Source organism: Hyphomonas neptunium ATCC 15444 (assembly GCF_000013025.1).
GTDB lineage: Bacteria > Pseudomonadota > Alphaproteobacteria > Caulobacterales > Hyphomonadaceae > Hyphomonas > Hyphomonas neptunia.
This window is the reverse complement of sequence record NC_008358.1, coordinates 1,881,173-1,894,721: the sequence shown is the minus strand read 5'-3', so window position 1 is coordinate 1,894,721 and position 13,549 is coordinate 1,881,173. Positions and strand designations below refer to the sequence as shown.

At 60.6% G+C, this 13,549-nt stretch carries 12 protein-coding genes and 1 tRNA gene; 9 read left to right on the top strand and 4 right to left on the bottom strand.

Annotated elements, in window-relative coordinates; translation table 11 throughout:
- Positions 1 to 132 precede the first annotated feature (132 nt).
- From HNE_RS09070 to HNE_RS09060, 3 genes are read left to right on the top strand one after another with little or no spacing between them, the layout of a single operon-like run.
- Positions 133 to 1,884, top strand: a complete 1,752-nt coding sequence (locus HNE_RS09070; RefSeq protein WP_011646836.1) for a class I adenylate-forming enzyme family protein — start codon at positions 133 to 135, stop codon at positions 1,882 to 1,884.
- A 10-nt stretch (positions 1,885 to 1,894) separates the two neighbouring features.
- A complete protein-coding gene (locus HNE_RS09065; RefSeq protein ID WP_011646835.1) occupies positions 1,895 to 2,908 on the top strand; it encodes an aldo/keto reductase in 1,014 nt (337 codons plus the stop codon).
- Positions 2,898 to 3,554, top strand: a complete 657-nt coding sequence (locus HNE_RS09060) for a DUF938 domain-containing protein (RefSeq protein ID WP_011646834.1) — start codon at positions 2,898 to 2,900, stop codon at positions 3,552 to 3,554. Before HNE_RS09065 ends, HNE_RS09060 begins: the two co-directional genes overlap by 11 nt.
- On the opposite strand, the gene HNE_RS09055 is transcribed toward HNE_RS09060, so the two are convergent.
- The 3 genes from HNE_RS09055 to HNE_RS09045 all read right to left on the bottom strand — a co-directional run bounded on the left by HNE_RS09055 (position 3,551) and on the right by HNE_RS09045 (position 7,029).
- Positions 3,551 to 4,033, bottom strand: coding sequence for a GFA family protein (locus HNE_RS09055; RefSeq protein WP_011646833.1), 483 nt, complete (start codon positions 4,031 to 4,033; stop codon positions 3,551 to 3,553). The genes HNE_RS09060 and HNE_RS09055 overlap by 4 nt on opposite strands.
- A gap of 4 nt (positions 4,034 to 4,037) precedes the next feature.
- Complete coding sequence (metG, locus tag HNE_RS09050; RefSeq protein ID WP_011646832.1) at positions 4,038 to 5,777, bottom strand: methionine--tRNA ligase; 1,740 nt, start codon at positions 5,775 to 5,777, stop codon at positions 4,038 to 4,040.
- Positions 5,778 to 5,844: 67 nt separating this feature from the next.
- Complete coding sequence (locus HNE_RS09045; protein ID WP_011646831.1) at positions 5,845 to 7,029, bottom strand: DUF418 domain-containing protein; 1,185 nt, start codon at positions 7,027 to 7,029, stop codon at positions 5,845 to 5,847.
- Positions 7,030 to 7,142: 113 nt separating this feature from the next.
- Between HNE_RS09045 and HNE_RS09040 the strand changes: the two genes are divergently transcribed.
- The 6 genes from HNE_RS09040 (at position 7,143) to HNE_RS09015 (ending at position 12,212) form a co-directional block, all read left to right on the top strand.
- Positions 7,143 to 7,218, top strand: a tRNA-Thr gene (locus HNE_RS09040).
- A 194-nt stretch (positions 7,219 to 7,412) separates the two neighbouring features.
- Complete coding sequence (locus HNE_RS09035; protein ID WP_011646830.1) at positions 7,413 to 8,909, top strand: CoA-acylating methylmalonate-semialdehyde dehydrogenase; 1,497 nt, start codon at positions 7,413 to 7,415, stop codon at positions 8,907 to 8,909.
- Between the two features lie 6 nt (positions 8,910 to 8,915).
- A complete protein-coding gene (locus HNE_RS09030) occupies positions 8,916 to 9,692 on the top strand; it encodes an enoyl-CoA hydratase-related protein (RefSeq protein WP_011646829.1) in 777 nt (258 codons plus the stop codon).
- Position 9,693: 1 nt separating this feature from the next.
- Positions 9,694 to 10,584: a 3-hydroxyisobutyrate dehydrogenase gene (gene mmsB, locus HNE_RS09025; RefSeq protein ID WP_011646828.1), complete on the top strand. Its 891-nt coding sequence runs from the start codon at positions 9,694 to 9,696 to the stop codon at positions 10,582 to 10,584.
- A gap of 3 nt (positions 10,585 to 10,587) precedes the next feature.
- A complete protein-coding gene (locus tag HNE_RS09020; RefSeq protein WP_011646827.1) occupies positions 10,588 to 11,388 on the top strand; it encodes a TIGR03084 family metal-binding protein in 801 nt (266 codons plus the stop codon).
- A gap of 26 nt (positions 11,389 to 11,414) precedes the next feature.
- Entirely contained in the window at positions 11,415 to 12,212 is a 798-nt protein-coding gene (locus HNE_RS09015; RefSeq protein ID WP_011646826.1) for a crotonase/enoyl-CoA hydratase family protein, read from the top strand.
- A gap of 63 nt (positions 12,213 to 12,275) precedes the next feature.
- On the opposite strand, the gene HNE_RS09010 is transcribed toward HNE_RS09015, so the two are convergent.
- Complete coding sequence (locus tag HNE_RS09010; RefSeq protein WP_011646825.1) at positions 12,276 to 13,475, bottom strand: CaiB/BaiF CoA transferase family protein; 1,200 nt, start codon at positions 13,473 to 13,475, stop codon at positions 12,276 to 12,278.
- Positions 13,476 to 13,549: the final 74 nt, after the last annotated feature.

Below are 13,549 nucleotides of genomic sequence, written 5' to 3'. Positions count from 1 at the left end.
GAATATTGCGGCCTGCGCCCGAATAGGGGCCTCCGGCGCACAAAAATGACGCCGTGTCGCATGTGAGCCCCTTCTATAACCGGGCGGCGCGTGGTTGTCTGGAACCAGAAACCAAACAAGCCGAGGAAACCCATGTCGACAGACCTTCTTCCCCCAAACTGGCCCGCAATGTCGGTCGCACAGGCAAATGCGGCTCTGGCGGGACCGGGATCGCCCCTGGAACTTGAAGACGCGGTCATTCGCGGCGTTCCGATGAAGGTTTACAAGAACGCGCCGCCAAATATCCCGGTGATCCTCGATCTTGCGGCCGAGCAGTTCCCGGACCGGACCTATCTCGTCTACCAGAATGAGCGCGTAACCTTCAGCGCGCTGCAACTGGCGGTCCGGAAGCTCGCCGCTGAAATGCGCGATACGTACGGGATCAAGAAGGGCGACCGCGTGGCGATTGTCATGCGCAATTATCCGCAATGGCCGCTGGGGTTTTATGCGGCCCTGAGCCTTGGCGCGATCGCGACGCCGATGAACTCCTGGTGGACGGCCGAGGAGCTGGAATATGGCCTCTCCTTCGCCGGAGTGAAACTGGCGATCATGGACCTGCAGATTTATGAGCGCTTCCGGGATCATCTCGACAAGTTGCCAGAGCTGAAGAACGTGCTCATTGCGCGCGATACCACAGAAGAGATTGCAGACCCGCGCGTGTCGTCGCTGGATGCCATCGTCGGCCATCCCAACGATTGGGAGGATCTGCCAGATGCCGGGCCGACGGGTGTCGAGATTGGCCCCGATGACGACGCGACGATCATGTATACGTCCGGTACAACGGGGAAGCCCAAAGGGGCACTGGCAACCCACCGCGCCGTTATCACCAATATGTTCAACTCGTCGGCCTGTCAGGCGCGGATGTTCCTACGCAAGGGTGAGCCGGTTCCGGCGCCCGATCCGGACGCGATGCGGGCGACGCTGATTTCCATTCCCTTCTTCCACGCGACCGGTTCCTTCGCGATCCTCATTCCTTCGGCGCTTCGCGGCGACAAGGTGGTTGCGATGTATAAATGGGATGCGGGCGAGGCGTTGCCGATCATTGAGGGCGAGAAGATTTCCGCCGTGGGCGGCGTTCCGGCGATTGCCTGGCAAATCCTGGAACATCCGGACAGAGATAAATATAATCTCTCCTCCATTCAGGCGATTTCCTATGGCGGGGCGCCGTCTGCGCCGGAGCTTGTGTCCACCATCAAGAAACGTTTCCCTGAAGCGGCTCCCGGCAATGGCTGGGGCATGACGGAAACCTGTGCGACCGCCACACTTAATATCGGTGAGGATTATGTGAACCGGCCTTCCAGCGCCGGAGCGCCACCCGCCGCCGTGGAACTCAAGATCTGTGATCCCGACGGGAATGACATGCCCGCCGGGGAAGTGGGCGAGCTCTGGTGCAAGAGCGCGGCAAACTGCCGGCAATACTGGAACCGGCCCGATGCGACCGCGGAGACGTTCCGCAATGGATGGGTCGTGACCGGTGACCTCGCGCGGATCGACGAAGAGGGGTTCCTCTACCTGGTCGACCGGGCGAAGGACATGCTGATCCGGGGCGGCGAAAACGTTTACTGTATCGAAGTGGAGAGCGCGCTTTACGATCATCCGGCAGTGATGGACGCGGCCGTAGTCGGCATTGCGCACAAGATCCTCGGTGAGGAGGTCGGCGCGGTTGTTCAGCTGAAGCCAGGCAAAGCCGCGAGCGAAGCGGAGCTGCGCGCGCATGTGGCCGGGCAGCTGGCGGCGTTCAAAGTGCCGGTGGAAATCCAATTTCAGGACGAGCCGCTTCCACGCAATGCAAACGGCAAGATCCTGAAGGCAGAATTGCGCCAGCGCTTCAAGGCGCGGGCATAAGGGTATGAGCATGAAGCGACGCATAGGGGACCGGATGGTCCACCCTGTTGGTTTGGGCTGCATGAACATCATGCATGCCTATGGTCCGCCAGCGGATGAAGGCGAAGCGAAGGCGTTGCTTGTCCGGGCGCTGGATATTGGCTGCGATTTTCTCGACACGGCAACGATCTACGGTCTTGGCCGCAGCGAGGCGTTGATTGGCGAGGCTCTGGGTGCTCGCCGCAAAGAATACTTCCTCGCGAGCAAGTGTGTGTTGGGGTTTCGGGACCGCGAGCGCGTTCTGGATGGGCGGCCGGAGGCAATCAAGGCGGCGTGTGAGGCCAGCCTGAAGCGTCTGCAAACGGATGTGATTGATCTCTACTATCTTCACCGGCCGGATCACAAAGTTCCCATCGAGGAGTCTGCCGGGGCAATGGCCGACCTCATCAAGGAGGGCAAGATCCGGTATTACGGCCTTTCCGAAATGGGCGAGGAGCAGCTGCGCCGGGCGCATGCGGTGCATCCGGTAGCAGCTCTGCAATCGGAATACTCGCTATGGGTGCGCAATCCGGAGATTGCTGTTCTGGAAGCCTGCCGGGAGCTGGGCGTTGCGCTGGTGGCGTTCTCACCGGTTGGGCGGGGGTTTCTGGCCGATCCGCCCGCTGATCCGGCAAGCTTTCATGCGACGGATATGCGCCGGTCCATGTTCCCGAGGTTTTCGGACGAAAATTATGCGGGCAACCTTCCGCTTCTGGACACTGCGCGGGTTGTGGCTGCTGAGGCCGGTTGCCGCGTGGCGCAGCTTGCCATCGCCTGGACGATGGCGATGGGGGATCATGTTTTGCCCATTCCGGGGACGCGCAATATCGCGCATCTTGAAGAGAACCACGCGGCCGCAGGCGTTCGTCTGACAGCGGAGCAAGTCGCACGTCTGAATGCAGCTTTTTCACCGGAGCGTGCCGTTGGCCCGCGATACTCACCGGCCGGGCAGGCGAGTGTAACAACGGAGATGTTTGACTTCGAGAAGCGCCAGCATGGCGGATAAGCCGCCAGTTGCGCTGGAAGATCGTGGGGAGGGCGGAGACGGGCGGCGCTATTCACCCTCGGCCGAGCGTAACCGGGAGGCTATACGGGATGTGTTGCGGGCGCATCTGAGCGTGCCCGCACGCGTGCTTGAAATTGCCTCCGGGACGGGGGAGCACGGCGCGTTTCTTGTCGGCGAGATGCCCGGACTGGAATGGACGTATTCAGACATTGACGGGCCGAGCCTTGAGAGCCAGCGCGCCTGGAGGGCAGCGAGCGGTTCTTCGCAGTTGCTTGGGCCGATGGAGGTCAACGCAGCAAAGGGCGATTGGGGCGTGGCGGAGGCGTTGGCCCCATGGGACGCTATCTTCAGCGCCAATATGGTACACATTGCCCCGTTTGAGGCGGCTGAAGGGCTGATCGCCGGCGCGGGCCGGCTGTTGAGGACTGGCGGAAAGCTGGTGCTTTACGGGCCGTTTGGGCGTGAAGGCATTATTGCGCCTTCCAATGCGGTGTTTGATGACAGCCTGAAGGGCCGGGACGCGCGATGGGGCGTGCGGGATCTGGACAGGGAGCTGCTGCCTCTGGCGGGCAAGGCGGGTTTAGTGCTGGAGACTGTTATCCAGATGCCCGCGAACAATCTTACCGTCTTTTTCCGGAAGGACTAAGCTTTCGGCGTCCAGTCTTCCGTGTCCTGATCGGGATGCTGGTTGTTGCTGGCGCGGATGCGCGCGGCTTCCTCGGGCATGTCGTCTTCTGTGCTGCCGAAATCGTCGAGGACTTCGAACTGGTCCATCTGAGGAAGGCGCCCTTCCATGCCGAGCTGAAAGTTTAGCGGGATTGAGGCTGGATCGTCGAAGGCGCCGATGCTCATCGAGATGTGCTGGTTGTCTTCGTGGCGGTAGTAAAGCGGTGTGCCGCAATCCCGGCAGAAGCCGCGCCGGGCCTTTTCGGAGCTATTAAATTCTGCCGGTGTCCCGCGTGTCCACTGGAAATCAGTGTACGGCACGCCTACGAGCGCGGCAAAGAAATTGCCCGTTGCCTTCTGGCACATCCGGCAATGACAGACATGCGAGTTGTCCCTCAGGCTTTCGGCGCGAAACCGGATGCGCCCGCACTGGCAGCCTCCTGATCGCGCTTTGGGCATGGGCTTACTCCTTACCACCGCCGAACTGGGCGGTCCATTCTTCAACCTGGCTATCCTCGATCTTCTGGAAGAGAACGTCTGGTGGCGAGATTGCATGGCCGCGCGGGATTGCATCGAGCAGGGCGGCGAAGTCTTCGGGCTTTGAGCCTGCCGGCATCTTGCGATTTTCTTCCGGGATGCCCAGGGCATCGAGAATCTTCTTTGCCGCATCCGGAATGATTGGCTGGGCGATGATGCCGAAGATGGCCGCAAGATTGATGCCCGCGCGAACGCCGACAGCGGCGCCGTCAACATCATTTTTGTACTTCACCCAAGGCTCGGCCTTAGTGAGGTATTCGTTGCCCGCCGCCCAGATGGCGCGGGTTTCGGCAGCAGCCTTGCGGAACTCCATGGCTTCATAGAATTCAATGAGGCGGGGCAGGCGCTCTGCGAGTTCGTTGGCCATCCAGGCTTCCGCGTCGCCGGATGTGCCGGTTTCGGGAATTTTGCCTTCGAATTTAGAAGCACAGTATTTGGTGATCCGGTTGATGAAGTTGCCGAGAACATTGGCGAGATCGGAGTTCACGGCTGCCTGGAAACCTTCCCAGGTGAACGCCGCGTCAGAGCCTTCCGGCGCATTGGAGATGAGATACCAGCGCCAATAGTCAGACGGCAGAAGGCTTAAGGCCTGGTCCATGAACACGCCGCGCTTCTGGCTGGTGGAGAACTTGCCGCCATACCAGGTAACCCAGTTGAAGGCTTTCAGCTTGTCCACGGTTTTCCAGGGTTCGCCTGAGCCGAGGAGCGTCACGGGGAAGCTGACGGTGTGGAAGGCGACGTTGTCCTTGCCCATGAACTGGACGTATTCGGTCTGATCGGCGCCCTTGTCGGTCAGCCAGAGTTTTTCCCAGTCATTGCCGGTCGCTTCAGCCCATTCCTGCGTGGCGGAGATGTAACCGATCGGCGCATCGAACCAGACATAAAAGACCTTGTTCTCGAAGCCCGGCCGGGGATTGCCGTCAGCGTCCGTAACTTTGACGCCCCAGCTGAGGTCGCGGGAGATGGACCGGGCGATAAGGCCCTCATCCAGCCATTTGTTGGCAATGGAGACCGCCAGAGACGGCCAGTTCTTGCCCTTGGCGTTTACCCAGTCGCGGATACGGTCCTGCATACCTGTTTGCAGTAGGTAGAGGTGGTCCGTGTCGCGGATTTCAATGTTACGGCTGCCCGAGACGGCCGAATAGGGATTGATGAGGTCAACGGGATCAAGCAGCCGCCCGCAATTGTCGCACTGGTCGCCGCGGGCTTTTTCATAGCCACAATGGGGGCAAGTGCCCTCAACATAACGGTCCGGCAGGAACCGGCCGTCATCGACAGCGTAAACCTGTTTTGAGGTGCGCACTTCGATCAGGCCGTTCTTCTCGAGCTGCTGGGCGAGGTGCTGGGTCAGCGTGTGGTTGGCCGGGCGGGATGTGCGGCCAAACCAATCGAAAGACAGGTTAAAGCCTTCGCCAGCTTTGCGCTGTACCTCATACTGTTCGTCGCAATAGGCCTGTACGCTTTGGCCCGTCGCCTGAGCGGCCAGTTCGGCCGGGGTGCCGTGTTCATCGGTGGCGCAGATGTAGGTTACGTCATGGCCCTGAAGGCGCATCACACGGGCGTAAACATCGGCTGGCAGCATTGAGCCGGCGAGATTGCCGAGATGCTTCACGCCGTTGATGTAGGGCAGGGCCGAGGTGATGAGGATGCGCCGTTGCTGGGTCATGGGGCCTTTTCAGAGCCTTTCTGTTGGAGAACGCGCCTTTTAACGCCCTCACCGCTAAAGGAAAGCTCTAGGCGCGGCCCCAATATGTGAACCTGCGCAACAGTGCCTCCATCGGGCCTCTGGCGGCAAAGCTGCGCCATGTGCCCGCAAACGCCAGAGAAGCGAGACCTACGCCGACAGCCGTGAGGATTGCCTGGGTCGCGGAAGTTTGGCCGAACAGGCCAACGCCATAGCCGGAAAAAAGCAGGGAAAGGATGAGCGACTGTAACAGATAGGCCGACAGGGAGGCCGAGCCCGCGCGGGCGAAGAAGCGGCGTATGGGGCCTGCTTTGCCGGTAGAGAAAAGGGCGATCAGGCCGGCATAGCCGAGCGCAGAAAAGGCCGAGAACGCCATCAGTACTGCGTTCCCAAGCATGAATTGACCGGAGATCATTGCGTCCGCATCCAGCAGGAGCCGGGCGCCCCACAAGCTGCCCACCAGACCTGCGGGAAGGAAAACCCAGCGCGAGAGAACCCATATCCGGGCTTTCGGCTGGTCAATTACCCCGGCTTTAACGGCGGCAAGGCCCAAACAGAAATAACCGAAAACAGCGATGCCCTGTTGGAGAAAGGCAGCCGGAAGGAAAAAGGGGAGCTGGGACAGGCGCCAGCTGGCAACCTCGAGAAATGCCCCATTGGTGAGCATTTCGATCTGCTCGGCGTCGTTTTGAGGGTCACGCGCCTCGGCGATTGCCTCTGGGGCATGGGTTTCGCCCGAGCTTATCAAGGCCGCGAAGAGGAGCAGAATTGCCGTGTTGGCCGCAATGAGGGCTGCACCTGTGCCAATCAGCGTCTTCACGGAAGCGCCCCGCATCACAAAGAACAGGCAACCGAGCAGCCCGTAGGTGATGAGGATGTCGCCATACCAGAAGAATACGAAGTGGAGCACGCCGATGAATATGAGCGCGGCCATGCGCCTGAAGTAGCGCGCGCCCGCATCGGCGCCTGATCGCTGGGCGGATGCCAGTTGCCAGGCGAGACCGGCACCGAACATCATGGCGAACAGGGGGTAGGATTTCATCAGAAACAGCGATGCCATGGCGCCGAAGGCCAAGCGATCTGCCGGAGACTCGAGCCCTGACCCGAAAAATCCGGAAGAGAGGGGCTGGGCAAACCCGATGACATTCACCACCGCGATACCCACGAGAGCAAATGCCCTGAGCAGGTCCGGCATGAGGGCGCGATTTGGCGAGGTAGCGGGCGGTGCATTCATACTTATGCTTCCCTGGGGCCGAAACTCAGTCAATCAGCTGAGCGGGGGCCATGCAAGCACTGCAGCCTGGCGACTTGCGCCGGGAAAAACTTTCCGGTAACGCGGGCCACAGTGCCGGCTTAGCTCAGCTGGTAGAGCATCTGATTTGTAATCAGAGGGTCGCGGGTTCGAGTCCTGCAGCCGGCACCACTCCTCCTGATCTTTCGACCTCTCCTTTCCTTCGAGGAAAGGTCGCGATGTGGCGATTTGAGGGGAGCAGACAGGCCTCCGCTTCCTTGCAAGACGCTGGAAAATGCGGCAAGCCCGCACCCATCAGAAACGCCGTGTTGGCGCGCAGGACAGACTGCGACCGCCGCACAGGCTGCTAGCCAGGAGGAACGCGCGTGCGCGAGGTGCATCATTTCATTGATGGCAAGAGTGTAGCTGGAACGTCCGGTCGGTTTGGGGAGATTTTCGATCCCAATACGGGGAAGGTTCAGGGCAAGGTGGCGCTGGCAACCAAGGCCGAAATGGGCGCAGCCGTGGATGCTGCCAGTGCGGCGCTGCCAGGCTGGGCGAGCATGAACCCGCAGCGCCGGGCCCGCGTTATGTTCGAGTTCAAACGCCTTGTTGAAGCGAATATGGACGAGCTAGCGCACATGCTCTCGTCCGAGCATGGCAAGGTGATTGCGGACTCCAAAGGCGATGTGCAGCGCGGGCTGGATGTGGTGGAGTTTGCCTGCGGGATTCCCCACCTTCTCAAGGGTGAATACACCGAAGGGGCGGGGCCCGGCATTGATGTCTATTCCATGCGCCAGCCGCTGGGCGTGTGCGCGGGCATTACGCCGTTTAACTTCCCCGCAATGATCCCGTGCTGGATGTCGGCGGTGGCGATTGCCTGTGGCAACACCTTCATCCTGAAGCCGTCGGAGAAAGACCCGTCGGTGCCGATGCGCCTGGCAGAACTGATGATGGAAGCGGGCCTGCCAAAAGGCGTGCTCAATGTCGTCAATGGCGACAAGGAAGCGGTCGACGCGATCCTGACACATCCCGACATTAAAGCGGTGAGCTTTGTCGGTTCGTCCGATATCGCACAATATGTCTATTCGACCGGCACGGCGCACGGCAAACGCGTGCAGGCGATGGGCGGGGCGAAGAACCACGGCATCATTCTGCCAGACGCTAATCTGGAACAGGCGGTGAAGGATATTGTCGGCGCGGCGTATGGCTCTGCCGGCGAGCGCTGCATGGCACTGCCTGTCGCGGTGACCGTTGGCAAGAAAACCGGCGATGAGTTTGTGGAGCGCATGATTGAAGCGGCGCGCGGCCTGAAGGTGGGCATCTCCACCGACGCCGAGGCCCATTATGGCCCCGTCGTCTCTGCGGCGCACAAGGCGAAGGTAGAGAACTACATCCAGATGGGCATTGATGAGGGCGCGAACCTGCTGCTCGATGGCCGCGGGCTGACCTTACAGGGCAATGAGGGCGGATATTTCATCGGTCCGAACCTGTTCGACAATGTCACTGCGTCCATGCAGTCCTACAAGGAAGAGATCTTCGGGCCGGTGTTGCAGGTGATGCGCGTCGAGACGCTGGAAGAGGCTGCTGCGCTTCCCTCCAACCATCAGTATGGGAATGGCTGCGCTATCTTCACCTCCAATGGCCGCGCCGCCCGCGAGTTCGCAGCGCAGGTAAATGTCGGAATGGTGGGCGTGAATGTCCCGATTCCGGTGCCCGTGGCGTATCATACCTTCGGAGGCTGGAAGCGGTCTGCTTTCGGCGACACCAACCAGCATGGGCCGGAAGGCGTGCGCTTCTGGACCAAGATCAAGACAATCACGCAGCGCTGGCCCGAGGGCGACATCGGCGACCAGGCGTTCGTCATTCCGACTATGGGGTAAACCGACATGACCGATTACAAGACGATTACGTTTGAGCAGAAGGGCCGCGTAGCCCTGGTGACCCTCAATCGCCCTGACGCGCTCAATGCACTGAACGCTGAAGTTATGCAGGAAGTGGTGGATTGTTTCGCTGCGATTGATCGCAACAAGGACATTGCCGTCAGCGTCCTGACCGGGGCCGGGCGGGCGTTTGCCGCTGGCGCTGACATCAAGGAAATGCAGCCGCAATCTTTCTCTGACATGTATGTGGAAGACTATTTCGCAGGCTGGGACCGTTTTGCGGCTTCGCGCAAGCCGGTTATTGCTGCGGTTAATGGCTTCGCGCTGGGCGGCGGATGCGAACTCGCGATGATGTGTGACCTGATCATTGCGTCTGATAAAGCCAAGTTCGGTCAGCCCGAAATCAAGCTCGGCGTGACACCGGGTATGGGCGGCTCCATCCGTCTGACGAAAGCTGTCGGCAAGGCCAAGGCTATGGATCTCGTACTCACAGGGCGGATGATTGACGGCACTGAAGCCGACCGGATCGGCCTTGTTTCCCGCGTTGTGCCTCATGATACGTTGATGGAGGTTGCACTGGCGGCGGCAGAAGAGATCGCGGCATTCTCCGTGCCTTCGTTGATGGCGGCCAAGGAAATGGTTGCCCGCGCGCTAGAACTTCCGACAACGGAAGGGGTGAAATTCGAACGCCGCCTGTTCCAGGGCCTGTTTGGCACTGCCGACCAGAAAGAAGGCATGAGCGCATTCAGTGAGAAGCGCCCTGCAAAGTTTGAGGACAAGTAAGATGACCAAGATCGCCTTCATCGGCCTCGGCAACATGGGCGGTGGCATGTGCGCCAACCTCGTGAAGGCGGGACATGCGGTGGCCGCCTTTGACCTGAACGGAGAAGCGGTGGCGGCAGCCGCGGCCAAAGGCGCGCGCGCCGCAGCGTCTGTCGCCGACGCAGTCAAAGACGCAGACGTTATCGTCAGTATGCTACCGGCTGGAAAGCATGTTCTCGGCGTATATTTTGGCCCTGATGGTGTTGGCGCACATGCTGCAAAAGGTACGTTGCTGATTGATTGCTCCACCATTGCGGTGACAGATGCGCGTGAAGCGCATTCGCAGGCGGAGCAGGCGGGCTTTCTGATGGTGGATGCACCGGTATCCGGCGGTGTGGCAGCTGCTGAAGCTGGCACGCTCACATTCATGGCCGGCGGCACAGCAGCGGCTTACGAAAGGGCAGCGCCGATTCTGAAGGCGATGGGCAAGAACATCTTCCATGCAGGTGGCGCCGGAAACGGCCAGGCCGCCAAGATCGCCAACAATATGCTGCTTGGCATTTCGATGATCGGAACCTGTGAAGCGTTCAATCTTGCTGAAAAGCTCGGGCTGGATGCGGAGACCTTCTTCAGGATTTCATCGGTGTCGTCCGGCCAATGCTGGTCGATGACGAGTTATTGCCCGGCGCCAGGACCGGTGCCCACGTCCCCGGCCAATCGGGATTACAAACCGGGGTTTGCGGTCGCCATGATGTTGAAAGACCTGCATCTGGCAGCCGACGCCGCAAAAGCGGCGGGCGCGGACATTCGCCTGGGGGAAATGGCCGAGGGTATATATCAGAATCTTTCGGAGCGCGGCTTCGATGGCCTGGATTTTTCGGGCGTTATGAAAGATCTGAAGGGCGAGCTTTGAACCATGCAGCAGGCTGAGGACTTCCGCGCTGAGAGCCGTGCCCTGCACGAGTTGATTTCCGAGACTGCGCCGATCCGGTATCGCGAACCCACACAGTTCAAGGGGTGGGGTATTCATGACGTTCTCCAGCACCTGCATTTCTGGAACCGCATGGCGTATCTTCAGCTTGCTGATGAAGATGAGCTGGTCCATCACCTGAAAACCATGGCTGCCGCCGGTAAATCCATGCGCGCCTATGAAAGTGAAGTTCTGGCGGGCCTTGATGGCTTCGCGCTTGTCGCTGAATGGGAGAAACAGTTTGAGGAAACCGCAGACCGTTTCGCCGGCGCTGATCCAAAGGCGCGTCTGAAATGGGCTGGGCCGGACATGAGCGCACGCTCGTCTATCACAGCGCGCCTCATGGAAACCTGGGCGCATGGGCAGGAAGCCTATGACCATCTGGGCGCCGTCCGAAAGAACGAAGACCGAATTGGCAATATCGTGATGCTGGGCGTGAACACGTTCGGCTGGACCTATGCGACGCGCCGGGAAAAGCCGCCGGGTGAAATGCCTTATCTTGTGCTGACGGCCCCATCAGGTGAGATATGGACCCACGGCACTCCCAATGACGCAGAGCGCATCGAGGGCCGGGCGGAGGAATTCTGCCAGGTCGTCACGCAGACGCGCAACATTGCCGACACGTCGCTCAAGGTAACCGGTCCGGTCGCCGCAGACTGGATGTCGAAAGCCCAATGCTTTGCTGGCCCGCCAGCACCGCCGCCGCCGCCGGGCAGCCGGTTCACGGCGAAAGCTGCTGCCACCTGAACATCTCAACTCCAAAGGAAACGCCCATGTCCATTCTGCTGCTAGAGAAGCGCGGCCCGATTGCCGTGATGACGCTGAACCGTCCGGAAATGATGAATGCGCTGGGGCAGGAAGGCGACGGTCCGGCAGTGGCCGCCGTGTGCGCCGAGATTGCAGCTGATCCACAGATCCGCTGCGCCATTCTGACGGGGGCTGGCCGGGCGTTTTCCGCTGGTGGCGACGTGAAGGCCATGAAGGAAAAGACGGGCGCTTTCGGTGGAAGTCCGGCAGACATTCGTGAGGGCTATCGCCGCAACATTCACATGATCGTCCGCTCCCTGTACAATATGGAAACACCGCTCATCTCAGCCATCAATGGCCCGGCCATTGGCCTTGGCTGCGATGTAGCGTGCATGGCCGACATCCGCATTGCGTCCGAGACGGCAAAGATGGGGGTTACGTTCCTAAAGCTTGGTCTGATCCCCGGCGATGGCGGCGCCTGGCTGTTGCCGCGGTTGATCGGCTCCTCGCGCGCCGCCGAACTCTTGTTCACCGGGGACGTGATCGACGCGAAGACGGCGGCCGAATGGGGGCTTGTCAGCAAGGTGGTCCCCGCTGACAAGCTGATGGATGAGGCAATGGCGATGGCGGAGAAGATTGCCGGCCAGCCGCCGCAGGCACTCAGGCTCGCCAAGACGCTAATGCGCCACGGAACGAACGCCTCCTATGATACGATCATGGAACTTTCGGCGGCGTCGCAGGCGCTGATGCATGAGACCGAGGATCATGTCGAAGGCGTCAACGCAATTCTTGAGAAGCGGACGCCCGTTTTCAAAGGCAAGTAAGGTCTCGGCACCGGCGTCATTAAGACGAAAGGGCGTGAGTATTTCTCACGCCCTTTCATTTTGTCAGAATACCACGCCGGACTGGTAAAGGGCGTCAATGTCGGCCGCGTTGCGACCCAGGGCGGCCAGGACGTCGCGTGTATGCTCGCCGGGCGCAGGGGAGGGGCCTTTGGGGCCATCATCGGCGCCGGGAAAACGGACCGGCGAGGCGGGGGAGGCATAGGTTGTGCCATCGCCTTTGGAGCTGGGCGTCTGGACGATCGCGCCTGCGGCATGCGCCTGCGGGTCTTTTGCGACTTCGGCCAGTGTCTGGACCGGGGCCCAGGCGATGGATTCCGCGTCGAGGCGTTTTGCCAGCTCTTCCATGTCGTAGGCGCCGAAACCTGCGTCGAGGATGTTCACTACTTCGGCATTGTTCGCACGGCGGCCCTTGGCATTGTTGAAACGGGGATCTGTTGCCAATTCAGGCTTGTTGATGACCCGGCAAAGCGGTGCCCAGTCTGTCTCGCCCTGGCGGGAAACGATGCAGAACCACTTGTCGTCCTTGCTCTGGTAAAAGTTGGAGATCGGAACGTTCTGCTCATGCCGGCCCTTGGTGGAGGCGACGCGGCCGAAGAACAGCTGGATCGCGAGATCGGACCCCATGGCGTAGAGGCCAGTGCGGAACAGCGACGCTTCCACGAGACGACCTTTTCCGGTGCGCTGAGCTTCCACGAGGGCAGCGCAAATGCCCGCAGCCGCAGCGATAGAGGTCGTGTGGTCGCCGAAGGCGGTGCGCAGCGGAAACGGCTCGCCGCCTTTCGGGATGGTCAGGTTGGCGACGCCGGTGCGGCTCCAGAAGCTTGCGATGTCAAAGCCTGGGCGATCAGCGTCGGGGCCTTCAAGGCCATAGCCGGAGAGCGAGCAATAGACGAGCTTGGGATTGAGTTCCTTGAGGGAGTCGTAGTCGAGGCCTGACCGCGCAAGCCCGCCGGGGCGGACATTGGTCAGGAAAACGTCTGCGTCTTTCACCAGTTCGCGGATCAGCGCCTGGCCTTCGGGCTTGCTGGTGTCGATGATGATCGACTGTTTGCCGCGATTGTCGAAATCGAAGACGGGATTGTCAGGATAATCTGTGCCGATGGTGCGGAAGAAAAGGCGGATCGGGTCACCGCCTGGAGGTTCGATCTTGACGACATCGGCGCCCCAGTCGCGCAGGATGCAGCCAGCGCCAGGCGCGGCCATGTAGGTTGCGTATTCGACGACGCGTATGCCTTCGAGCATTCAGGTATCTCCCGGTGGCGGGTGGCCATGGGGCACCCAGTTTTGCGGCAGACTAGGCGGTTGCGACATGCCTC

Bases quoted from the DNA above. Each gene is read 5' to 3' on its own strand.
- HNE_RS09030 (WP_011646829.1), top strand. From the start codon at position 8,916: ATGACCGATTACAAGACGATTACGTTTGAGCAGAAGGGCCGCGTAGCC.
- HNE_RS09070 (WP_011646836.1), top strand. From the start codon at position 133: ATGTCGACAGACCTTCTTCCCCCAAACTGGCCCGCAATGTCGGTCGCA.
- mmsB (WP_011646828.1), top strand. From the start codon at position 9,694: ATGACCAAGATCGCCTTCATCGGCCTCGGCAACATGGGCGGTGGCATG.
- HNE_RS09060 (WP_011646834.1), top strand. From the start codon at position 2,898: ATGGCGGATAAGCCGCCAGTTGCGCTGGAAGATCGTGGGGAGGGCGGA.
- HNE_RS09010 (WP_011646825.1), bottom strand. From the start codon at position 13,475: ATGCTCGAAGGCATACGCGTCGTCGAATACGCAACCTACATGGCCGCG.
- HNE_RS09015 (WP_011646826.1), top strand. From the start codon at position 11,415: ATGTCCATTCTGCTGCTAGAGAAGCGCGGCCCGATTGCCGTGATGACG.
- HNE_RS09055 (WP_011646833.1), bottom strand. From the start codon at position 4,033: ATGCCCAAAGCGCGATCAGGAGGCTGCCAGTGCGGGCGCATCCGGTTT.
- HNE_RS09065 (WP_011646835.1), top strand. From the start codon at position 1,895: ATGAAGCGACGCATAGGGGACCGGATGGTCCACCCTGTTGGTTTGGGC.
- HNE_RS09045 (WP_011646831.1), bottom strand. From the start codon at position 7,029: ATGAATGCACCGCCCGCTACCTCGCCAAATCGCGCCCTCATGCCGGAC.
- metG (WP_011646832.1), bottom strand. From the start codon at position 5,777: ATGACCCAGCAACGGCGCATCCTCATCACCTCGGCCCTGCCCTACATC.
- HNE_RS09020 (WP_011646827.1), top strand. From the start codon at position 10,588: ATGCAGCAGGCTGAGGACTTCCGCGCTGAGAGCCGTGCCCTGCACGAG.